This is a genomic window from Acinetobacter sp. CIP 64.7, from assembly GCF_000369745.1.
Classification (GTDB): domain Bacteria; phylum Pseudomonadota; class Gammaproteobacteria; order Pseudomonadales; family Moraxellaceae; genus Acinetobacter; species Acinetobacter fasciculus.
The window spans coordinates 1,053,880-1,077,003 of record NZ_KB850179.1 but is presented as its reverse complement, the minus strand read 5'-3'; the positions used below and the strand labels follow the sequence as shown (position 1 = coordinate 1,077,003).

Genomic DNA, 23,124 nt, shown 5'->3' with positions numbered 1-23,124 from the left:
TATAATTAAGGAAGATGGTGAAGGAATGAACAAGGTTTACCCTTTGTTAGCGTTTGCATTGTGGGCGAACGGGGCTTATGCACATGATCAGATTAATAATACTGCAACCAAAATAGAGCCTGCTCAGGCAAAAGCCTTTAATGTGGGTGTTGGTTTTACCCAGAAATTACTGCATTTAAATACCGAATGGGTGAACCCTTATGGGATTGCTTATGTGAAAGGTGGTGTTTTTCTGGATGATGATCGTACGATTGGCGGTCAGGCAGGCTTTCGTTATCCTGCACATCTCACCGGCAAAGACAAAAATGGTTATTATGTCGGGGTTTATGCCGGTCATATCGACAGCAAACAGGTTGATGGCGAGTATGAAGGCCGTTTAGGTGCTGGCGTTGATTTGGCCTATGTTTTGCTTAGTTCAGAACGGATCAGCAGTTTTAGTATCGGGATGGGTGCCGGAGAGAAACTCGAAGACCGAAATGGTCGTGCTGTGGCTGAAACAGAACCCCGGCTACAATTTTCCTATACTTTAAGTATCGGTTTATAGACAAAATATTCGACCTTATTAATATGTGTATTCTGTGAACAAAAAATTAAATATGGAAGTTATGCATGCTTGAGTACGTCAACGAGTTGTGGCAAACCTTTGTAAACCGCCCGGATTTTTGGGCCGTGCTCAGCATTATTCCAGTGACTGCATTTGTAACCTGGGCTCACGTCTGGATGGCGCTGAAAATGGTCTTTTATCCGATCAATTTTTGGGGTTTCCATCTCGGGCCTTTACCTGTGGGCTGGCAAGGGATTGTGCCACGCAAAGCTGGACGTATTTCAGGCATTATTACCGATAACACACTGTCAAAATTAGGCTCTATCCGCGAATTTTTACAGGCGATGGATCCGGATGATATGGCACGCATCATTGGCGAGCAGGTCGGTTTCGAACTGGAACACCTGATTGATGAAGTGATGATGGATCGCAATGCGGTGCTCTGGGAAAACCTACCTTTTGCTATTAAGCGCAGAATTTATGCACAAGCACAAAAACAAATGCCGGCAATTTTGCGTGAATTAGTGACTGAGCTGACCATGAACGTCGAGTCACTTGTAGATATGCGTGAAATGGTAGTGAGCCAGATGGAAGGCGACCGTCGCTTGATGGTGCGTATGTTCCTGAAGGTGGGTCAAAAAGAGATCAATTTTATCTGGCATATCAGTGCCCTCATCGGGATGTTCTTTGGGATTTTCCAGATGATTGTCTGGTTTGTAGTGCCGTGGCACTGGACTGTACCGTTCTGGGCTGCGATCTGGGGCTTTTTGACCAACTGGATCGCGATCTGGATGGTATTCAACCCACTCTATCCACACCCAGTAAAGTACCCGCAATTCTTTGCCCGTACCACAAATCGCAAGTTTCCGTGGATTAAGCCGGTGATTCCTCGTATCGGCACCTATAACATACAAGGCGCATTTATGAAACGTCAGGATGAAGTCTCTGACGTCTTCGCAAGTGTAGTCACAGAAGACCTGATTACGTTAAAATCGATCATGACCGAGATGATGTATGGCGGCAGAAAAGACAAAACCCGCCGCATTATCAAACGTCATATTAATGAAATTATGGAAACACCCCTGGTTCGGACCTCTTTACAGCTGTCTTTAGGACCAAAAGAGTATGCAAAACTCAAGACGGACTTGATCGATCGCTCGATTGAAATTACGATGGTACCTGTATGCGACCCAGCATTTAATGCGAGCCGTGCACAGAAAATCTATCAAATGTTTAGAGACCGCATACGTGAGTTGACTCCGAAGGAGTTTCAGAATCTTTTACGTCCTGCATTTCAGGAAGATGAATGGATTCTGATTTTATTGGGTGGGGTAACCGGTTTTGTCGCGGGTTTAATCCATTTGTTTGTGGCTTTCTTATAATGAGATGTCGGGGGACACAATCGGGTGATTGTGGTCGTGGCGTCATACATATTGTTTAAATGAGGATGTTTATATATGCGCATTATCTTACTCGGACCACCTGGAGCAGGTAAAGGTACACAAGCTCAGTTGATCTGTAAGCGCTACAATATCCCACAAATTTCAACCGGTGATATGCTCCGTGCTGCAATTCGTGAAGGAACTGAATTAGGTCTACAAGCTAAAAGTGTCATGGACAATGGCGGTTTGGTTTCTGATGAGTTGATCATTGGTCTGGTGAAAGAGCGCATTGCGCAACCTGACTGTGTAAACGGCTGCATTTTTGATGGTTTCCCGCGTACCATTCCTCAAGCAGAAGCCTTGGAAAAAGAAGGCATTGCAATTGATCACGTGATTGAAATTGATGTACCAGATGAAGAAATCGTACAACGTCTTTCTGGCCGTCGTCAGCATCCTGCATCTGGCCGTGTCTATCACATCGTTTACAACCCGCCAAAAGTGGAAGGTAAAGATGACGAAACGGGTGAAGATCTGGTTCAACGTCCTGATGACCAGGAAGCAACCATTCGTAAGCGTCTAGGTTCTTACCATACTGAAACCGAGCAACTGGTTGGTTTCTACCAAGGCCGTGCAGCGTCTGGTGAAAATGCACCAACTTATGACAAGCTAAATGGTTTACGTCCAATCGATGAAGTTCAAACTGATCTTTTCGCGATTCTGGATCAGGCAAAATAATCGGCTGACGATGATTTTGACAATCGGAGAGCCCTAAGTCATATTAGGGCTCTTTTTTATTGCGTATTTGAACAGGGTACTTGTTGCTATGAAATTTGGCGTATTGGTGTTGATGGTAGTCTTTCTGGCAGTATTGGTAGGTCTGTTCTATTTCAGTTTTAAAATGCTCAACAAAGTACGTCAGGAAGAACGTGCTGAAAATGCAGCAAAGCGACCTGAGCGCCAGCTCCATCCAAAATTACAAGCCGAACTTGAACAGCGCAAGCAGCAGGAAAAGGCTGAACAAGATCAGGATAAATAATCCATAATAGTTCAGCTCAGCTAAGAATTTGGTTTGAACGAAAAGCACTCTTCTCATAGTCGATAAAAAGGTGACACATTGGTCACCTATTTTTATCCCAGCTTGATCACGCCGTTCTATTCAGCAAGCTCAATATTTTTCACTGCAATTTGGCGGGCTGCACCAAATTCAAACCGATCCGGCCAGTTACACACATCGGATACTACACATTCATGACATTTCGGTTTGCGCGCAATACACGTATAACGACCGTGTAAAATCAGCCAGTGATGTGAATCAATGATAAATTCCTTGGGAATGACTTTGACCAGACGGTGTTCAACTTCCAACACATTTTTGCCAACCGCTAGTCCGGTACGGTTACCTACCCGGAAAATATGGGTATCAACCGCCATGGTCGGCTGACCAAAGGCCGTATTCAGTACCACATTCGCCGTTTTACGACCTACACCCGGCAGGGCTTCTAAGTCTGCACGATTGTCCGGTACGATGCTGTTGTGCTTCTGAATCAGCATCTCGCAGGCTTTAATCACGTTGACCGCTTTCGAGTTATATAAACCAATGGTCTTGATATATTCCTTCAAGCCGTCCACACCTAGCGCATAAATGGCTTCCGGTGTATTGGCGACTGGAAAGAGTTTGTCTGTGGCTTTGTTGACGCTGACATCGGTAGCTTGAGCAGAGAGCGTGACCGCGACCAGTAATTCAAAGGGATTGGAATAATTCAGCTCAGTTTTTGGGTTAGGCCGCTGTTCACGCAGGCGTTCAAAAAAGGTCTGAATCTGCTTTTTGGTCATGTTTTTAACGGGCTTGGCCTTTGCTGTGGTCATGTTCTATCCCTGTAAAGCCTGTAATTGCTGTGTCAGTTCTTCCAGTTGGGTGCGTTTTCGGGCATCTTCACGAACCGAAAGCTGTTTTTCCAGTTTTTTAATTTGGGTACGTAGTTTTGCCAGTTCAATCGTGGTCTTGGAATCGAAAGCTACAGGTGCATTCTCTGGCTTGCTCGCGACTTCAATCACAGGAAGTTGCTCATTTAAAGCAGAGAAACGGGCAAACAGGGCAGTATCAATTTCTGCACGGACCACAGGTCCCTTACGATCGGTACGCCGTTTTTCTTCACGCTGGATGTGCGCATAGTAACGCTGACGCAGATCATCCTGTTCCGCAAGACGCTGTGCTTCAGTCGGCAAGGGTTGTTGATCTTCAACCAAATCGATGCAGTCTACCGGACAGGGGGGAATACATAACTCACAGCCCGTACATAGATCGGTCAGAATGGTGTGCATCAGTTTACCGGAACCAATAATTGCATCGACCGGGCAGGCGCTAATGCATTTGGTACAGCCAATACATTCATCTTCACGAATTACGGCTTTGATGCGCTGAGGACGACCATCGGCTTGAACTGGCCAGACACTTTCTTCAGCTTGAAGTTTAGGACGATTTAATAATGCAGCCAAAGCATCGGCAACAGGCTGTCCGCCCGGCACACATTTATTGGCATTTTCCCCCTCAGTAATCGACTGGGCATAAGGTAAACATCCGTCACGGTGACCGCAGAGTCCACATTGGGTTTGAGGGAGTAAAGCGTCAATCGATTGGACCAGAGAAATGGGCGAATTCATGTATAACCAGCGTTACTCATGGCAAGCATGAGAGAGTAAGTGAAACAAAATATGTCGATTCATCAATTTTAACATATTTTTAAACTCCTAAGTCGTGCGCAATTAAGGGTCAACTTGTGCCTTATTATTAGGCATAAATCTGAATCTAAGCCTTGATTCGATTGGCATTTCCTGACATAGAAAAAATTTTCATAATCAATATAAATATTTGTTATCAAATTAATTTTAAAGTATTTTCAAAAAAAGTATTGTAGATTAGTTACAAAAGATATTTAATATTTTGCGCCAAAATTTAACATTGATTGTAAATTTGACCAATTTTGATCCATTTTCTGCTGAGGATTAAGCGTTGAAATACAACACACTTAATGAGTTCCTAGATTACGTAAAATCACGTGATGCACATCAACCAGAATTTCTTCAAGCTGTAGAAGAAGTGATGACCAGTTTGTGGCCGTTCATTGAGAAGAACCCACAATACGCAGCACATGGTTTACTAGAACGTCTAGTTGAGCCAGAACGTGCGATCCAGTTCCGAGTTTCTTGGGTAGATGACCAAGGTCAGACTCAAGTAAACCGTGCGTTCCGCGTACAGTACAACTCAGCGATCGGTCCATTTAAAGGTGGTATGCGTTTCCACCCTTCAGTGAATCTTTCAATCCTAAAATTCTTAGGCTTTGAGCAAACATTTAAAAATGCTTTAACCACACTTCCTATGGGTGGCGGTAAAGGCGGTTCTGATTTTGACCCTAAAGGCAAATCAGAAGGCGAAATCATGCGTTTCTGCCAGGCTTTAATGATCGAGCTGTATCGTCACCTTGGTGCGAACACAGATATCCCTGCAGGTGATATTGGTGTAGGCGGTCGTGAAGTGGGCTACATGGCCGGCATGATGAAAAAATTAAGTAACGATACGGCATGTGTATTCACTGGTAAAGGTTTAACTTTCGGTGGTTCATTGGCACGTCCGGAAGCAACGGGTTACGGTACTGTGTATTTCGCTGAGGAAATGCTTAAGTCTCGTGGCGAAAGCTTCAAAGATAAAGTCGTTGCGATTTCAGGTTCTGGTAACGTTGCGCAATATGCTGCTGAAAAAGCAATGTACCTCGGTGCGAAAGTGGTTTCACTTTCTGACTCTGCCGGTACAGTTCACGTTAAAGACGGTTTCACTGAGGCGCTTCTTGCTGAAGTCATGGAACTTAAAAATGTAAAACGTGGCCGTATTTCAGAATTCGCGTCTAAACATGGTTTCGAATATCTTGAAGGACAACGTCCTTGGGGTATCAAGTGTGATATCGCATTGCCATGTGCGACTCAAAACGAACTTGATGCAGACGACGCTGCTCAGCTTCTTGCAAACGGTGTAATCTGTGTGGCTGAAGGTGCGAACATGCCTTCTACGCTTGAAGCGGTTGAGAAATTCGTTGAAGCGAAAATTCTTTATGCGCCAGGTAAAGCATCAAATGCAGGTGGTGTGGCAACTTCTGGTCTGGAAATGTCTCAAAACGCATTGCGTTTAGGCTGGACTTTCGAAGAAGTTGATGAGCGTTTACACGCAATCATGAAAGAAATTCACCGTAACTGTGTGAAATTCGGTACTAAAGAAGACGGTACTGTGAACTATGTTGACGGTGCGAACATTGCTGGCTTCGTAAAAGTTGCTGATGCAATGCTTGCTCAAGGCGTATTCTAAGTCTGACTTAGTCTAAGCTGAAAAAACCGGGGCTGTTGCCCCGGTTTTTTTATATCTGGTATTTTTAGCCTTAAAGAGCACCCTTAACTAATTCACGCTCAACCGCCATATCAAAAATATAGGCATATTTCGATTGATCAGCTGCCGGATGCTTAATTTCAAAACGTTTGACCCGAATAATCTGCCGTTCATTTGGTGAATGCCGAAAACCTTCAATCTGATCATAGAATAAAGTCCAGTCCTTATCGACCTGAGTTTTCAGGCCATTCTGATCATATTTCACTTCTTTGACTTGCAAGCAGCTTTGTTGGGTTACGCCGGTACATTGTTTGGTATCGGGGGAAATTTCCAGAAAAATTGTTTCAGCCTGTCCTTGGTATTTGGTTTCCGGAGTCATTTTCCCGATAAATTCATAGGTTTGACCATTTGCGGCCATCAACGTCAGGGTCGGCTTGTCAGGATCTGTGGTATTGAGCGTAAAAGGAATGTCACGCTTCTGTAAAAGTTGGCTGACAAAACGTTCCTGCTCCATCAATGCTGCATCACAGGCCATTTCAGTGCCTATAACTTCGCTGGTGGTGATGATATTGTTTTTGACTGACCAGGTTGTTCCGAGTCCATTACAGCCCGTCACGGCGCTTAGCCGGCCTTGAGTATCAAAACTGAGTACGATTGGTCGTTCTAGTCCACGATTCAGTTCCCAATGATAGGCTGGAAGAATCTGATCTGCATTTTTTTGTTGGATGGTGGCCACTGCAAGATCTCCAGCTCGTTGAATATCGCTGGACTGACAGGCTGCAAAAGTTAAAGGCAATAATGCCAGCACAATAAATTTTAATTTCATGGACTTATAATGAAGTATATAAAGTTCAAACAATAATAATGGATGTATTGAGAAAAAATATGGATACATTTCGCAGCTTTGAGTTGCAAAATGTATCCATCATTAAGATTTTAGCGCTGAAGCAAGATTAATCGAAGCGGTAAATATCCATACCAAGTGAACCCATGGTGAAACTGCTATGTACCAGACTAAAACGCTGACCTGTGCCCATCGCAAAGAAAATCGGAGCAAAATGTTCCAGCGTTGGATGATTCCGTGCCATATGCGGAATATTGGACCAGTCCAGTACAGCATCATAATCATTGTGCGTCAGTTTATGCACCACAAAATTACGGAAGCCTGAGGCCCATTCGGGTACATCAGCAGCCGATCCATCCCAAGACAGTTCACGTAAATTATGGGTAATACTGCCCGAACCAATCAGCAGGATTTGCTGTTCACGTAAAGGTGCGAGACTTTGACCAATCTGATAAATCTCATCCGCACTCATCGACATGGGTAAGGAAATTTCTACCACGGGAATGTTGGCATCTGGATACATATGTAGCAGCGGCATCCATACACCATGATCACGCGGACGAGTACTGTTGGCATGTGCAGAAAAGCCGGCATTGGCCAGCAAGCCTAAGACTTTCTCGGCCAATTCAGGATTTCCCGGTGCAGGGTAGCGTAATTGATAAAGTTCAGGCGGGAAACCACGAAAATCATGCCAAGTTTCTGGGCGAATTGCGCTACTGACTTCCAACGCATCACTTTCCCAATGCGCAGACATCACAATAATCGCTTCCGGGCGTGGCAGATTTTCACTCAAACGATGTAAGGCAGGACCCACTTGCTCAGGATTCAGCGCCAGCATAGGAGAGCCATGAGAAATAAATAAGCCGGGCAACGTTTGTAAGTTCATAAGTCAAACCACATCTGGAAGATGCCTCAATAATGCATGAAAAATAGAAATAAGAGCAGAAGAGATTATTCAACAAAACGTTGCATATAAAGAACGCTTCAGCAAAATCATTAGCCTGCTCGGTGATAAGGATGGTTGTTATTGATGCTCATGGCACGATAAAGCTGCTCGATCAGCATCACACGTACCAGAGGATGCGGCAGAGTTAACTTGGAAAGTGACCAGTGCCATGCAGCAGCTTTACGCACGGCTTCTGAGTGACCATCCGGTCCACCAATTGCAAGTGCTACATCATTGCCTTCCAGCATCCAGCCTTTCATGGTTTCAGCCAGTTTCTCGGTACTGAATTCGCGTCCGCCCACTTCTAGTGCAATCAGGGTTTCATTCTGCTTGAGCGCATTTAAAATGCTGTCGCCCTCAATATTGCGGTATTTCAGAATATCCGCTTCAGAATCATTTTTCCCGCGCTTGGCCATCGGCAGTTCAATAATCTGGGTCTGTACAAAAGGCTGAATACGTTTGAAATAATCTTCAAAACCAGTCAGCACCCACGCTGGCATTTTTTGACCAATGGTCAGGATACGGATTTTCATACAGACAGATCAATAATTGGATACCTCATTATAACGATCAAACAACATGAAGTTGAGCAGGGAAACAAATTGAAATTGAAATGAGAGATTTAGTGTTGCTTTAATGTCCTTAGTTCAAGTATCCGCTTGATAAAGGAATGGAATAATAATAAATGCGGAACAGTGTCATGATAAAAGGATGTTGTACTGTGCTGCTGTTACTGATAGGCCTCATGGGGCCTAGTCTCTGTGCAGCCAATTCGAGCAAAAATGCTCAGGTCTCTCATCTGGAATTATTTTTTAGCCAGATCATGAGTGTCGATGAATACCGAAATTATAAAAATCTAAAAGAGCTGAATCGGGTATCTGCCTGGATCAAAGGGCAGATGCAGCGCTTTGGTATTCCATGCCAGTTTCAGGTTTATGTGGTCAATAACCTGAGTTACCGAAATGTCATCTGTAGCTTGGATACTCAAGCCAAAACCAAGATGGTGATGGGGGCACATTATGATGTCTTTAGTGCCCGAAACGGTGCTGATAATAATGCCTCAGGGGTAGCGGGTTTACTGGAAACTGCAAGATTACTGGCCCTGCAAAAATCCAAGCTCAAACATGATGTCGAATTTGCTTTCTATACGCTTGAAGAGCCGCCTTTTTTCAAGACAGAACATATGGGCAGTTATATGCATGCCAAGTCTTTAAAAAAGCAGAAGCAGAAAATTGAGGGCGTGGTGATTCTGGATTCGATTGGTTATTTTGATGAACATCAGGTGCAGAGCTATCCGGTGGGATTAAAATGGATTTATCCACGACATGGCAATTTCATTGCAGCCATTGGGCATTTAGCCTCAACTGGCCTGACTGGAGATTATTGTGACGCCATGCAGCGTTTTAACCGCCTGGAATGTCAACGTTTTGTCAGCCCAAGTTTTGCTCAGGATATGAATTTCTCTGGTTATCTGAATTATGCCAAATTCAACTATTCGACCATGCTGATTACCGATACTGCGAGTTATCGTAATCCTTATTACAATACCGAGCTGGATACTTTAGACAAGCTTGATCTGAACAAGATGGCCCATGTGATTGATGGATTGGTGGCTATGGCGTTACAGCCATAATTCAATTGCTTTATTTAATAACTCAATAAAAAACCCTGCCGAAGCAGGGTTTTAATATGAAGCATTAAGTCTTAATGACGTGCTGCTTTCGCCTCTTCTTTGGTTTTAACAATAGGTGCTTTAACCAGAGCTTTTGGTAAAGAGGTTAGTGCCAGCGGCAAAATCTCATCAATCGATTTTACTGCTTTAATCTCTAGACCTTCTTTCACATTTTCTGGAATTTCCGCCAGGTCACGTACGTTTTCCTGTGGAATAAACACCAGCTTGATGCCGCCACGATGGGCTGCAAGCAGTTTTTCTTTCAAGCCACCGATACGCAGTGCACGGCCGCCCAGACTGGTTTCACCTGTCATCGCGATATCCGGACGAATCGGGATACCCGTGAAAGCAGATACCAATGCTGTAGTCAAAGCCAGACCTGCTGATGGACCATCTTTCGGTGTTGCGCCTTCAGGTAAATGCACATGCACGTCGGTTTCTTCAAAGCGCGAGGCTTCAATACCGAGTTCATCCGCACGGGTACGCACTACAGTCATCGCAGCGGTAATCGATTCTTTCATGACATCGCCAAGAGAACCGGTGGTAATGAACTTGCCTTTACCTGGAACTGCTGCAACTTCAATGGTCAGTAATTCACCGCCAACAGAAGTCCAAGCCAGACCATTTACACGGCCGATTTGCGCTTCTTCTTCCGCCATACCGTAGTCAAATTTATGTGGACCCAAGTAATCTGGAAGATTTCCTGCGGTCACTTCAACCTGAAGGTTTTTGGCTTTCTTGCTAACCGCTTCTTTCACCACTTTACGTGCAATTTTTGACACTTCACGTTCAAGGTTACGTACACCGGCTTCACGGGTATAACGGCGCACGATGTCACGAATCGCCTCTTCATGCACGGTCAATTCTTTGGCACGTAGACCATTGTTCTTGATGGCTTTAGGAACAAGGTAACGATCCGCAATATTGACTTTCTCTTCTTCGGTATAACCCGGAAGACGAATCACTTCCATACGGTCCAGTAGGGCCTCAGGAATGTTCATGCTGTTTGCGGTACAGATAAACATCACTTCAGACAGGTCCAGATCCAGATCCAGATAGTGATCGCTGAACTTGTTGTTCTGTGATGGATCAAGTACCTCAAGCATCGCAGAAGCCGGATCGCCACGGTAGTCTTGCGCCATCTTGTCGATTTCATCGAGCAGGAACAACGGGTTTTTTACACCTACTTTAGTCAATGACTGCACAATTTTACCTGGCATCGCACCGATATAGGTACGACGGTGACCGCGAATTTCCGCTTCATCACGTACGCCGCCCAGCGCCATACGCACGAACTCACGACCAGTTGCTTTAGCAATCGACTCACCCAGTGAGGTTTTACCAACACCCGGAGGACCGACTAAACATAGAATTGGGCCACGCAATTTTTTCACACGCGACTGAACCGCAAGATATTCCACAATACGATCTTTGACATCGTCCAGACCATAGTGGTCTGCATCCAGAATTTCCTGTGCTTTGTTCAGGTTAATGCTGACTTTGCTGGCTTTATTCCACGGTGTATCCAGAATCACTTCCAGATAGTTGCGAACAACTGCTGCTTCACTTGAGGCAGGCTGCATCGCTTTGAGTTTACGGAATTCGTTTTCAGCTTTCTTGCGTACATGCTCAGGCAGAGCTGCTTCAGCAAGACGTTTTTCAATTTCAGCGACATCATCTTCCGCGCCGCCGTTCATGTCGGAAAGCTCGCGCTGAATGACTTTCATTTTCTCATTCAGGAAGTATTCGCGCTGGTTCTTTTCCATCTGACGTTTAACAGAGTCATGCAGGGTTTGCTCAATCTGCTGTTCTTCAGACTGTTGCAATAGATAAGTCATCAGCTCAGTCAAATGCGCTTCGAATTCGTCATGTTCCAGGAATTTCTGTTTGACATCAATATTCAATGGAACACGGGTTGCAACGAAGAACAATAACTGTAATAGATCTTCAATTTTGTTGGCTGCGGTGATCAGTTCACGCGCATTACGAAGTTTCGCTTCTGCATATTGAGCGAAAAGCGCACGTAATTCCTGCAAGCGCACAGCTTGGGTGTCTGCATCGACGCTCACCGTCATTGGGCTGAGTTCATGCTCTGCTGTCAGATACTCAGTTTCGTCAATGATGGTTTTCAGTTTGGCACGGTGCAAGCCTTCGATCAGGACTTTAATACAGTTTTCATCATTTTCGTGATTCACAACTTGCACAATCTTCGCGACAGTACCGTATTGATATAAATTGTCGTGATCAATTTCTTCTGTAAGCGAATCTTTTTGCGCAACTACAAATACTAGATTGTCACTGTTACGAGCCACATCAACTGCATTGATCGATTTTTCACGACCGACAAACAGCGCAATTTGCATATGCGGATAAACCACCACATCACGCAACGCCAAAAGGGGTAGTACACTTGGAACCTGAGGCTCTAAGGTTTCTTGATTCATAATAATTTCAGACATGAGCACTCCTAATGAGTGACAACGGTGTTGCCATGCTTTTAATAGTGATGGGTAATTTTAAAAATACAAGGGCAGTTAAGATTAAATTGTATGAAAAATGACTAATTATGTGATTTTAAAGTAGTTAGCAAGGGTAAAATTGCAAAATTAACGTTTGAACTTTATAAAAACTGTCGGGGTGATTAAAGCATCAAGGGGCTGATCCCATGTTTCACGTTTTAACGGCTGTGCCAGCAGTTGAAAGTCATGCGCCAGCCCCAGACGGAATGGACGCCCAGGTGCAGAAGCCAAGGTACGATCATAAAAACCGCCGCCCATACCAATCCGTGTGCCCGAAGTATCACAGGCCAATAGTGGCATGAGCAATAAATCCAGTTTGGAAACATGTACACCACGGGTGCTCATGGGCTCTCGCATACCCAGCCGATGATGGGCAAAGCGCTTGTTATGGTATTGGTGCTGGGTGATCCGGATCCAGACCAGCTGCTGATTCATGTCGCAAATCGCTGGTAGATACACCTGTTTGCCCAGTTTAAAGCAGCGTTCAATAATCGCCTGGGTCTGAATCTCCCCAAAAGCATGCAAATACAGGCCAATACGTTGGGCATGAATAAATTCTGGACTGCGGATCAGACGGTTTAGAACTTTTTGTGCAGACTGCCTTTGCTCAAACTTAGAGAGATGACGACGCGTTTTACGAAGGTATCTTCTTAATTCCTGAATGGTCATAGGGCAAAAGCATATGCAACAAATTTGTGCTCTAGTCTAAGTGGGAATTCTGGAAAAGTAAAAAATAATTGTAAGCTGCAATTTTATATTATTCCGTATCTGCTGATTTAAATTTAGCTAATTTGTCACCAGTTTCAAAATTAAAAAACAGTTGCATCACTGGTTGTTAAAATGTGTTGAAACGGTCAATTTATTTTTTTTGATTCACGATTTTCCAAGCAATCAATTGTTCAGTGACAAACTCTGGAAATGCATGAGTTTAAGCACTTTGAAACAGCTTTCGATCAATAAAAATACAATTCTAAAGTAGGTTTATTCTGTTTTTGGTGAAAGATAGACAAGGGATCATATAACTATTCTCGACCGATATATGGGACACATTGGACTTAGGCAGAACGCGTAAGACCTAAATCAATGGAGATTGAAGATGATGAATATTGCGAAGAACACCGTCTGCCTTTGGTACGATGACGATGCCGAAGGTGCAGCACGATTTTATGCAGAAACCTTTCCAGGCTCCTCAGTTGGCGCGATCAACCTTGCCCCTGGAGATTATCCCTCTGGGAAAGAAGGTGATGTCATTACGGTCGAATTTACAGTAATGGGCGTTGCCTGCATCGGGTTGAACGGTGGTCTTGGTTTTCAGCATAATGAAACATTTTCATTTCAGGTGGCGACTGAAGACCAAGAGGAAACAGATCGCTACTGGAATGCCATTGTGGGCAATGGCGGTCAGGAAAGTGAGTGTGGCTGGTGCAAGGACAAGACAAGTGGGGCATTTCCTGGCAGATTACGCCAGCGGTCCTCATCAACGCCTGTAACAGTCCTGACCGTGCTGCGGCCAAGCGCGCATTTAATGCGATGATGACCATGAAGAAAATTGACATCTCCGTGATCGAAGCAGCATTTCGTGGTTAAGCGCCAAAGATATTGTCTTTCATTGCAGTTGATATTGCTGTGTAGCGCAATTTCACTGCAATAGTTAAATCTTCTCCTTTCTTTTGATCAACTCAAATTATCCCTCAACTCTATAAGGATACGTTACAAAAATTACAGATTAATCCAACTTGATCTGAACCTAAATCCAATTTCTTCATGATGATTCAAGGAGAATGTGCCATGAATTTTCCTCAATTACTGCTTATGGCGGGATGGGTCGCGCTGTCTGCACCTGCCGCTTTAGCCGTTGAACCGCCGATGTCGGGCAAAGCCAGCTCAGGCGCAGCTTCATCTGCTGCCGATAAGAAAGCCATTGCAAGTGCCATGACTGCTGCACCTAAGAAAGTAGCCGCTGCAGCCACGATTGTCGCTGTCGGTGCAGATGGCAAAATACGTACCTTGCGCAAGGGCAATAATGGTTTTACCTGTATGCCTGATAATCTGACCACTCCAGGTCCAGACCCAATGTGTATGGATCAGGCCGCTCTAGAATGGGCAGAGGCCTGGATGGGACATAAACCGCCCACAGTCGGGAAAGTAGGCTTTATGTATATGCTGGCAGGTGGTACGGATGCCAGTAATGTTGATCCCTATGCCAAGAAGCCTAGTGCGGGCAATCATTGGGTCAAAACGGGTCCCCATGTCATGATCGTCGGTGCTGAAGCTCGTTTCTATGATATGTATCCTAAGCATAAGCAACCGGATACCGCTTTGCCCTATGTCATGTGGTCTGGGACGCCTTATCAGCACTTAATGATCCCGGTGAAATAGTGAATACCGTAATGACGAATACACGCTGATTCAAACCTTTCAATTCAGGTATTTAATACACTCAATTTTTATGACTGTACTAAGCTACAAATAGAATAGTTCACTTAGAAGCTCATCAACAGATGGGCTTTTATATGAGCATTGCAAAAGTTGAGATGATGCAGATTATACAATATGAGTTGCAGAATAATTTTTGCACTGAATTGAAAACAGGCTGAACCAAAAACAACCATCCAATGAAATTCTTCCCAATTTATACATCTTAAATTTTGTTAATATATTGAAAATAAAATAAAAATTAAACTGGCATAAGTTCTGCATAACTGTATTCAAACTTGGATACAAGGTTGGATGCAGAATGCTACATCAGAAAATGATCGGCTGGACAGTCCTAAAATGGCGCGATGCCGATCAGTCAAAACAGCTTCAACTGAATCATCTTGCTCAACGCACTACCCATGTTGAGGTGGGTGAACTTGTCTGGATTTCGGTTGCGACTGCTGCACATCTTCGAGCAAAAATCGATGCATTTAAAAAAGCTGTATTTGCGGAAGGTATGCATCAAAGGCTACGACAGAGAGCAGTGAACATAGTCGATAGCGGGTTTATATGCAGCAGCTGAATCAGAAAAAAACGAAACAGATCCATTCAGCAGATTCAAAAAATAGAGAGAATAAAAGGGGATTCACATGTTTAAAACTGTACTGATTGCAAACCGGGGCGAAATTGCCGTTCGTGCCATTCGCACATTAAAAAAAATGGGCGTAACCAGTATAGCCGTCTATTCAGAAACGGACCGTTATGCACAGCATGTGATTGATGCAGATATTGCAGTGTCCTTAGAAGGCACCAAACCGAGTGATACCTATTTAAGTATTGAAAAACTGATTGCTGCAGCCAAGAATACCGGGGCTGAAGCAATTTTCCCAGGTTATGGTTTTCTGTCAGAAAGTGCTGATTTTGCTCGTGCCTGCGAAGAAAATGGCATTGCTTTCATGGGACCCACAGCTGGGCAGATTTTAGAGTTTGGTTTAAAACATCGTGCCCGTGAACTTGCTGCAGCTGCCAATGTACCCATGACTCCCGGTACAGGGCTGCTAAATAGTCTGGACGAAGCTTTGGTAGAAGCTGAAAAAATTGGTTATCCAATTATGCTGAAAAGTACAGCAGGCGGTGGCGGAATTGGCTTGACCCGTTGTGATGATGCAGACGCACTTCAGGAGGCTTATGAAAGTGTAAAACGTCTGGGTGAGCAGTTCTTTAAAGATGCCGGAGTATTTCTGGAACGCTTTATCGATAAAGCCCGTCATGTCGAAGTTCAGATTTTTGGAGATGGACAGGGACAGGTAGTGGCTTTGGGCGAACGCGACTGTTCACTGCAGCGCCGTAATCAGAAGGTTGTGGAAGAAACACCAGCGGCACAGTTACCTGAAGCAACCCGTCAAAAATTGTATCAGGCGGCAGTTGAACTGGGCAAATCGGTGGAATATCGCAGTGCCGGTACGGTTGAGTTTATTTACGATGCAGCACGTGACGAGTTTTATTTCCTTGAAGTGAATACCCGTTTGCAGGTGGAGCATCCGGTGACTGAAATGGTGACCGGTTTAGACCTGATTGAATGCATGTTGAAAGTTGCAGCAGGTGATACTCTGGATTGGAAGCATCTAAGCAGTATTCAGCCTCAAGGTGCAGCGATTGAAGTACGCATCTATGCCGAAGATCCAGTTAAGAATTTCCAGCCGAGTCCAGGGATTTTGACCGATGTCTTTTTTCCGGAAAATGTCCGGGTTGATACCTGGGTGAGTACCGGAACTGAAATTTCCCAATACTTTGACCCGATGATTGCCAAGATTATTGTGCATGCTGAAGATCGTGATACTGCCATTCATACGCTTAAATCAGCTTTAGCTGAAACTCGCCTGAATGGTATTAGTACCAATCTGGATTATGTGCATACTGTTATTTCAGATCCACGTTTTGAACAGATACAGATCTGGACACGCATGCTGGATGATTTCAAATATGTGCCGAATGTGATTGAGGTGATTCAGCCGGGTACACAAAGTTCGATTCAGGATTATCCGGGTCGTGTCGGGTATTGGGATATTGGTGTACCGCCTTCAGGCCCAATGGATGATTATGCCTTCCGGCTGGCCAATAAAATTGTTGGGAATGTCGAGGCCGCCGCCGGGTTTGAATTTACCCTGCAAGGTCCAATCCTCAAATTTCATGCAGAAAATATCATTGCTTTAACTGGCGCACCTTGTCCGGTAAGTCTGGATGATGAAGCAGTAAATTTCTGGCAGCCTATTCAGGTAAAAGCAGGCCAAACCCTAAAAATTGGACAGGTTGAATCTGGATGCCGGACCTACCTGGCTGTACGAAATGGTCTGAATGTGCCGGAATATCTGGGTAGCCGTTCTACCTTTGCTTTAGGTAATTTTGGTGGACATGCAGGCCGAGTGTTACGGGCTGGTGACATGATTAAGATGGTGAATCCTGAGCTGCCGGCCGATGGTCTACCTTTAGCGATTGCAGAACCTGAAGTTTTGGCAACAGATCTGATTCCAAGTTATGGCAAGGAATGGAAAATTGGTGTGCTCTATGGTCCGCATGGCGCTCCTGATTTCTTTAAAGCTGAATATATTGAGGAGTTTTTTGCATCAAGCTGGAAAGTGCATTTTAACTCGAACCGATTGGGTATCCGTTTAACCGGACCGACGCCAAACTGGGCGCGTGAAAATGGCGGTGAAGCGGGTCTGCATCCATCCAATGTACATGACTGTGAATATGCCATTGGTGCGATTAACTTTACCGGTGATTTCCCCGTAATTCTTGCCAAAGATGGTCCGAGCCTGGGTGGCTTTGTCTGTCCGGTGACCATTGCCAAAGCTGAACTCTGGAAAATTGGTCAACTGAAAGCTGATGACACGATTAGCTTCTATCCAATCTCGATAGAGCAGGCCAATGCACTGGAGCGGCAGCAAATTCAAACCCTCCAAAACTTTGCCAAGGCAGAGATGACTCACGAGGCTGAAGTTGTTGCAGTTCAGGCAGAAAGTATCCTGGCACTGCGTGAAGCTACGCCAGATGCACCAAAAGCTGTATATCGTCAGGCCGGTGACAGTTATATCTTGCTGGAATACGGTGACAACGTACTGGATTTGGCCCTGCGCCTGCGCGTACACCGATTAATGCAACTGATCCGTAAAGCTGATCTTGAGGGTATCCTGGAATTGTCACCTGGTGTGCGATCCTTGCAGATTAAATATGATGGTCTGCAATGTAGCCAGCAGCAACTGATTCACTTCCTGCTTGGTCTTGAAGAACAGATGGGCGATCTGCGTGACATTAAAATTCCTTCAAGAATTATCCATTTGCCTATGGCCTTTGAGGACTCAGCGACTCTAGGTGCGGTGGAACGCTATCAGGAAAGCGTTTGTGCCAAAGCGCCATGGTTACCGAATAATGTCGATTTTATTCAGCGGATTAATGGTTTAAGTCACCGCCAACAGGTCAAGGACATCATTTTTGATGCCAACTATCTGGTTTTGGGGCTAGGTGATGTATATCTGACTGCACCTTGTGCAGTGCCCATTGATCCGCGCCACCGTTTATTGAGTTCCAAATATAATCCCGCGCGTACTTTTACCGCTGAAGGTACAGTCGGGATTGGTGGCATGTATATGTGTATTTATGGCATGGACTCACCGGGCGGCTATCAGTTGATTGGCCGTACCGTGCCGATCTGGAACAAGTTTAAAAAGAACAAGCAGTTTGGCGATCAGCAATGGTTCTTACGCTTTTTTGACCAGATTAAATATTATGAGGTCACTGAGGCCGAACTGGATCAGTTCCGTGCTGATTTCGCCCATGGTCTGGCAGAAATCAAAATTGAGGAATGCGAGTTTGACTTTGCAGCATATCAGGATTTCCTTGCTGCAGAGCAGGACAGCATTGCTGCTTTTAAAGCGCAGCAGCACGCTGCTTTTAGCGCCGAGGTGGAACGCTGGAAAGACGAGTTTGATGCACCTGTAGAAATAGAAGTGCTGCAGGATGATACCGATTACAGCCAGTATGTCCCTCTTAATGCCTCTATGACCGGCAATATCTGGAAGATTTTTGTAGAAGCCGGGCAGATTGTGAAAAAAGGCGACACGGTGGCCATCATTGAGGCCATGAAAATGGAACTGCCGGTCTATGCTGACGATGATGGTATCGTTAAAGCGATTATCTGCCGTTCTGGTCAGACCGTGCATAGCGGTGAGCCACTGGTCTATATGGAGTAATGGATTGAGCCATGACTATTGTTCGCAATCCAAGTACTAAAGCGACCGGAAAAAGCTCAGACAATCTGTCTGAGCTGGTTTTCCAGAAAATTAAAAATGACATTTTTGACTTTAAGCTGATGCCGGGAGAGCGGTTTACCGAATCAGAAATTGCTGAAAGCTATGCCGTCAGTCGTACACCTATTCGGCAAGCTTTGTATCGTTTGCAGCAGCAAGGTTATGTCGAGGTGCAGTTTAGAAGTGGCTGGCAGGTCCGGCCGCTGAATTTTAAAGCCTATGAAGAGTTATATGATCTGCGAATTTTGCTGGAATGTTATGCAGTCGAACAACTGTGTCAGATGCCCAAAGACCAGTTGCAGGTTGCCTTGGCTGTTTTGATTAAAACCTGGTGTATTCAACCAGAACAATATATCTATGATCTCAGAAAGTTATCCGCACAAGATGAAGCATTTCATTGTCATTTGGTATTTGCAGCCGGCAATGCAGAAATGGCGAAAATTCACAGTGAGATCAGCGAGAAAATTCGCATCATACGCCGTCTGGATTTTTCCAAAGATTATCGGATTGAGGCCACCTATGCTGAACATCAACAGATTTTAAAGGCGCTGCTTGCCCAAGATGCAGCGTTCTGTCTCTCTATATTAGATGCTCATATCCGGCATAGTCGTAATGAGGTGAAAAAAATCACGTTAGAAATGTTGTCGTGTTGTCCTGCATAAGCTACTCATGATGTATAAGCTTTAAGAAATACAGACTAGATCAAAATATGAAACTAACTTTAGAAATTACGCTAAGAACAGACTGGATAGCTAGGCATTATTTCATTTAAAGATATAAACTGATTTTTACAAAAAGAAAAACATCAGACCTAACTCAAAATTGATAACCAATTCATAACCAGAAAAAACAAGAACCCGCTAGTGGCATCTCAAATTGTTTTTTAAAGTAAGTTGAGGATGATAATAACAAGAGATAAAAATGCTTCATCAGCCTATTCAATTTTTACTTACAGGTGCCAGCTGTGCACTTCTCCTAACCATGACTGGATGTACCATGCCTTCCAAGTCACCTATCAATGACAGTTATGGTTCCCAGCCACATTTACCCAAACCAAAATCAAGCTTGCTGCCTACAGTCAATATTGCGCCCGCCAAAGGGTGGCCTGAAGGTAAAATGCCGACACCAGCGACAGGTTTAAAAGTTCAGGCATTTGCCAAAGGGTTACAGCATCCGCGCTGGTTATATATATTGCCGAATGGTGATGTGCTGGTGGCCGAAACAGATGCACCGCCCAAGCCAGATGATAGCAAAGGGATTAAAGGCAAAATCATGAAATGGGTAATGCAGCGTGCCGGCTCATCGCATCCCAGTGCCAACCGCATTACTTTGCTTCGTGATAGCAATAGAGATGGGGTGGCTGAACAAAAAACTGTATTCTTGCAAAATCTCAATTCTCCATTTGGTATGGCGCTAGTCGGTAATATGTTGTATGTGGCGAATACTGATGCCTTGATGCGCTTTCCTTATCAGAACGGTGCGACTCAAATTACAGCAGCAGGCATCAAGATACTGGATTTACCAGCAGGTCGTTTAAACCATCACTGGACCAAAAATGTCATTGCCAATCCTGCCGGCAGCAAACTCTATATCACGGTGGGTTCTAACAGCAATGTCGCTGAAAATGGCCTGGATCAAGAGCAAGGCCGGGCACTGATCATGGAGTTTGATTTGGATAGTGCCCAATCTCGACCTTATGCAACCGGACTACGTAATCCGAATGGCATGGACTGGCAACCCCAGAGCGGTGCACTCTGGACGGTGGTAAATGAACGTGATGAACTCGGCAATGATCTGGTTCCTGATTACCTGACCTCTGTCAAAGAGGGCGCTTTTTATGGCTGGCCTTATAGTTATTATGGCCAGCATGTTGATACACGGGTCAAACCGCAAAACCCTGCCTTAGTTGCGCGAGCAATTCCACCGGATTATGCATTGGGTAATCATACTGCATCATTGGGCTTGGCCTTCTATAGGGCCGATCTGATGCCTCAATATCGAAATGGGGCGCTGATTGGCCAGCATGGTTCATGGAACCGCAAACCGCATAGTGGCTATAAAGTGATTTTTGTTCCCTTTCAAAATGGACAACCGATGGGCCCGCCTCAAGATGTTCTGACTGGATTTCTAAGCGATCAGGGTGATGCATATGGGCGACCGGTCGGTGTGGCGGTAGATTCTTTAGGTGCCATTTTGGTTGCTGATGATGTCGGTGATGTGATTTGGCGAATATCACCCTTGAGTACACCCGCTGCAGTAAGTAAATAAAGGTCTAAGGATTTAGGGTTTTATTCATATCTAAAGCTACTAGATAGCAAGGTTGAAGCAAAAGCTATTTCATTAAAACATCAATATTTTGATTGAAAATATGCAAAAGCTAGCGGATTTAAATTTTTTTTAAGCTTCATTTAAGCTGGCTGAATTAGGCTTTCAGGATATTTTTAAGCGTAATACAGCATGTACAGAGATTATGCTGATCCATTAAAAATATCTAAATCTTAGTGCCAGTTTTAAGTGCCAATAAAAACTGGATATAAAAGTTAGAACGTTGCAAAAAAAGAGGGTTTTAAGAATGAAATCAATTGTTGCATTTATTTTCCCTTGGTCATTATTTATGACCCTTCATCGACCAGCCGAAGCCACAGTATGCTTAATGCTTCAGATTTCGATTTTAGGCTGGATTCCTGCTGCAATCTGGGCCATGCATACTTTATATCGGGATAAAATAGCCTGAAAATAGGAAAATAAGTTACTGAAAGATTGTTTGATTTTGACGGAAGTAATTAAAGCCCTATCTTTTTTTATAGCTAAAGATTTTTTTTCATTCCAGATGATGAATACATCAATAAAATGAATCTAGAGGAATGTTCGAGAGAAATACTACAAAATTAAAATAAGAGGAAATTCAGGAAAAATTATAATTATATTTTGAAAACGAAAATGAAGTACTCCGAAGATGCCGCTGCATGTGTCGTTACCCTGAACCCGATGAGTTCAAGGAGGATGCGACGTATACTTGCTGGGTTTCCCATACGGAGATGGGCATACACTCTAAATATACAGAACACACCCATAAGTGTTAGTATCGGCAGGGGAATAGACCCGCTGGCGAACACCTCAGAGTTAAGTTAATTATAAACAATAATCCCGGTGTGGCAACTCTATGCTGTTCATGAACTGTAAACAGTTCGGTCGAATGTCCGAAGTTTAAACAGAATTCGAGATTATTCAGTCAGTTCTTCAACTTCTTCTAAAATAGTTTGTAACAAACGCTCGCAATGCGCATATTGTTGCAGTGATCTGTTCATATTCAAGACTTCCTGCATCAGCTCAAGTGCTACCATAATAATCAGCTTGCTAGGTTCCATACGTGGTGCTTTACGACGAAATTCATCGTATTTGTCATTCAATAACTGTGCCGCGCGCTCTAATTCTTCCTGCTTGTCAGGAGTAGAGGCCAAACGAAAACTATGCCCCAATACTCTGAGATCGATTGCAATTTGTTCACTCATGATGAGGCTTCCTCAGTCGCTTCAGTCGGATGGGCCAGTTGTTGAATTTCCTGTGCGTGATGATCCTGCGCAGTACCGAGAATCGCCAGACGTTGAATAATCGCTTCAACCTTGGCTTTGGCATTTTCATTTTTCTGGGTTAAACGTTCAGATTCCTGAGTCAGACGCTGAATTTCCTGCTGGGCATGACGCTGTTCAATGATCATCTTTTCCTTAACCACGCGCAGTTCATTTCGTTCAGTCAGAATTTCCTGAAAACGGTTTTTCAGATCGGTACAGCTTTTTTCCAGACGGCCATAACGGTCTGCCAGTGCAGTTGCATCATTATTGAGCAGTTGAAATTGGGCACGAGAATCCATCAATTGTTCTGTCAGATTTTCATTTTCTTGTTGTTTTTGCGCAATCGCGCTGTTTTTTTGTTCAATTTGCTGTTGATGTTGCATCATTGAAGAGTCTTGCTCTTCGCGCAAACTGGAATTTTCACTTTCAAGCCGTGCAAGTCGCGTTTTTAACACGCCGATCTGCACTTGTAGACGCTGTAATTCTTCTAACATATCGAGGTCGCACAGTGTTGCAAACAAAGGTAATATATAAGCAGTATAAAGATT

The 23,124-nt window shown here is 44.2% G+C and carries 21 protein-coding genes, 1 other RNA gene and 1 pseudogene; 13 read left to right on the top strand and 10 right to left on the bottom strand.

Annotation, left to right across the window (positions count from 1 at the left end):
* Positions 1-25 precede the first annotated feature (25 nt).
* The 4 genes from F890_RS11775 to F890_RS11760 all read left to right on the top strand — a co-directional run bounded on the left by F890_RS11775 (position 26) and on the right by F890_RS11760 (position 2,962).
* Positions 26-544, top strand: a complete 519-nt coding sequence (locus F890_RS11775; protein WP_005267055.1) for a hypothetical protein — start codon at positions 26-28, stop codon at positions 542-544.
* A gap of 65 nt (positions 545-609) precedes the next feature.
* Entirely contained in the window at positions 610-1,926 is a 1,317-nt protein-coding gene (locus F890_RS11770; protein WP_004279487.1) for a DUF445 domain-containing protein, read from the top strand.
* A gap of 75 nt (positions 1,927-2,001) precedes the next feature.
* On the top strand, positions 2,002-2,661 hold the full coding sequence (adk, locus tag F890_RS11765) for an adenylate kinase (protein WP_004279488.1): 660 nt from the start codon (positions 2,002-2,004) through the stop codon (positions 2,659-2,661).
* Positions 2,662-2,749: 88 nt separating this feature from the next.
* Positions 2,750-2,962, top strand: a complete 213-nt coding sequence (locus tag F890_RS11760; protein ID WP_004279489.1) for a hypothetical protein — start codon at positions 2,750-2,752, stop codon at positions 2,960-2,962.
* Between the two features lie 116 nt (positions 2,963-3,078).
* Here F890_RS11760 and nth read toward each other — a convergent pair whose 3' ends face one another.
* Both nth and F890_RS11750 read right to left on the bottom strand, forming a co-directional pair.
* The gene (gene nth / locus F890_RS11755; protein ID WP_005246932.1) at positions 3,079-3,792 is read right to left on the bottom strand and encodes an endonuclease III; all 714 of its coding nucleotides are present in this window, start codon (positions 3,790-3,792) and stop codon (positions 3,079-3,081) included.
* A gap of 3 nt (positions 3,793-3,795) precedes the next feature.
* On the bottom strand, positions 3,796-4,587 hold the full coding sequence (locus F890_RS11750; protein ID WP_005104626.1) for an RnfABCDGE type electron transport complex subunit B: 792 nt from the start codon (positions 4,585-4,587) through the stop codon (positions 3,796-3,798).
* A gap of 349 nt (positions 4,588-4,936) precedes the next feature.
* Here F890_RS11750 and gdhA point away from each other — a divergent pair, with 349 nt between their 5' ends.
* Positions 4,937-6,280 carry an NADP-specific glutamate dehydrogenase gene (gene gdhA, locus F890_RS11745; protein ID WP_004646331.1) on the top strand — a complete coding sequence of 448 codons (1,344 nt, stop codon included), beginning with the start codon at positions 4,937-4,939 and terminating at the stop codon, positions 6,278-6,280.
* A gap of 70 nt (positions 6,281-6,350) precedes the next feature.
* Here gdhA and F890_RS11740 read toward each other — a convergent pair whose 3' ends face one another.
* From F890_RS11740 to rlmH, 3 genes are all read right to left on the bottom strand, one after another.
* Entirely contained in the window at positions 6,351-7,124 is a 774-nt protein-coding gene (locus F890_RS11740) for an META and DUF4377 domain-containing protein (RefSeq protein ID WP_005267053.1), read from the bottom strand.
* 127 nt (positions 7,125-7,251) lie between these two features.
* On the bottom strand, positions 7,252-8,028 hold the full coding sequence (locus tag F890_RS11735) for a DODA-type extradiol aromatic ring-opening family dioxygenase (protein WP_004646334.1): 777 nt from the start codon (positions 8,026-8,028) through the stop codon (positions 7,252-7,254).
* Positions 8,029-8,138: 110 nt separating this feature from the next.
* Positions 8,139-8,621, bottom strand: a complete 483-nt coding sequence (rlmH, locus tag F890_RS11730) for a 23S rRNA (pseudouridine(1915)-N(3))-methyltransferase RlmH (protein ID WP_004646335.1) — start codon at positions 8,619-8,621, stop codon at positions 8,139-8,141.
* 167 nt (positions 8,622-8,788) lie between these two features.
* Between rlmH and F890_RS11725 the strand changes: the two genes are divergently transcribed.
* Positions 8,789-9,721 (top strand): M28 family peptidase, encoded by a 933-nt coding sequence (locus F890_RS11725; RefSeq protein WP_005267049.1) that lies wholly within the window; start codon positions 8,789-8,791, stop codon positions 9,719-9,721.
* A gap of 71 nt (positions 9,722-9,792) precedes the next feature.
* Here F890_RS11725 and lon read toward each other — a convergent pair whose 3' ends face one another.
* Together lon and F890_RS11715 are read right to left on the bottom strand one after the other, a co-directional pair.
* Positions 9,793-12,219: an endopeptidase La gene (lon, locus tag F890_RS11720; RefSeq protein ID WP_005267047.1), complete on the bottom strand. Its 2,427-nt coding sequence runs from the start codon at positions 12,217-12,219 to the stop codon at positions 9,793-9,795.
* A 147-nt stretch (positions 12,220-12,366) separates the two neighbouring features.
* Entirely contained in the window at positions 12,367-12,948 is a 582-nt protein-coding gene (locus tag F890_RS11715) for a 5-formyltetrahydrofolate cyclo-ligase (protein ID WP_005267045.1), read from the bottom strand.
* A 430-nt stretch (positions 12,949-13,378) separates the two neighbouring features.
* On the opposite strand from F890_RS11715, the pseudogene F890_RS11710 reads away from it, so the two are divergent.
* The 7 genes and pseudogenes from F890_RS11710 (at position 13,379) to F890_RS18235 (ending at position 21,738) form a co-directional block, all read left to right on the top strand.
* Positions 13,379-13,866, top strand: a pseudogene (locus F890_RS11710) (VOC family protein).
* 201 nt (positions 13,867-14,067) lie between these two features.
* The gene (locus F890_RS11705) at positions 14,068-14,658 is read left to right on the top strand and encodes a hypothetical protein (RefSeq protein ID WP_005267041.1); all 591 of its coding nucleotides are present in this window, start codon (positions 14,068-14,070) and stop codon (positions 14,656-14,658) included.
* A 358-nt stretch (positions 14,659-15,016) separates the two neighbouring features.
* A complete protein-coding gene (locus tag F890_RS11700) occupies positions 15,017-15,280 on the top strand; it encodes a hypothetical protein (protein WP_005267040.1) in 264 nt (87 codons plus the stop codon).
* Between the two features lie 67 nt (positions 15,281-15,347).
* A complete protein-coding gene (gene uca, locus F890_RS11695; RefSeq protein WP_005267038.1) occupies positions 15,348-18,947 on the top strand; it encodes an urea carboxylase in 3,600 nt (1,199 codons plus the stop codon).
* An 11-nt stretch (positions 18,948-18,958) separates the two neighbouring features.
* On the top strand, positions 18,959-19,666 hold the full coding sequence (locus F890_RS11690) for a GntR family transcriptional regulator (RefSeq protein ID WP_005267036.1): 708 nt from the start codon (positions 18,959-18,961) through the stop codon (positions 19,664-19,666).
* A 319-nt stretch (positions 19,667-19,985) separates the two neighbouring features.
* Entirely contained in the window at positions 19,986-21,272 is a 1,287-nt protein-coding gene (locus F890_RS11685) for a PQQ-dependent sugar dehydrogenase (RefSeq protein WP_228127347.1), read from the top strand.
* Between the two features lie 304 nt (positions 21,273-21,576).
* A complete protein-coding gene (locus tag F890_RS18235; protein ID WP_005267030.1) occupies positions 21,577-21,738 on the top strand; it encodes a YqaE/Pmp3 family membrane protein in 162 nt (53 codons plus the stop codon).
* A gap of 209 nt (positions 21,739-21,947) precedes the next feature.
* On the opposite strand, the gene ssrS is transcribed toward F890_RS18235, so the two are convergent.
* The 3 genes from ssrS to F890_RS11670 form a co-directional block, all read right to left on the bottom strand.
* A non-coding RNA gene (gene ssrS, locus F890_RS18230) (6S RNA) lies at positions 21,948-22,131 on the bottom strand.
* A 97-nt stretch (positions 22,132-22,228) separates the two neighbouring features.
* Entirely contained in the window at positions 22,229-22,516 is a 288-nt protein-coding gene (locus tag F890_RS11675) for a cell division protein ZapA (RefSeq protein WP_004279505.1), read from the bottom strand.
* Positions 22,513-23,070 (bottom strand): hypothetical protein, encoded by a 558-nt coding sequence (locus tag F890_RS11670; RefSeq protein ID WP_005267028.1) that lies wholly within the window; start codon positions 23,068-23,070, stop codon positions 22,513-22,515. The genes F890_RS11675 and F890_RS11670 overlap by 4 nt, the downstream gene beginning before the upstream one ends.
* Between the last annotated feature and the right edge of the window lie 54 nt (positions 23,071-23,124).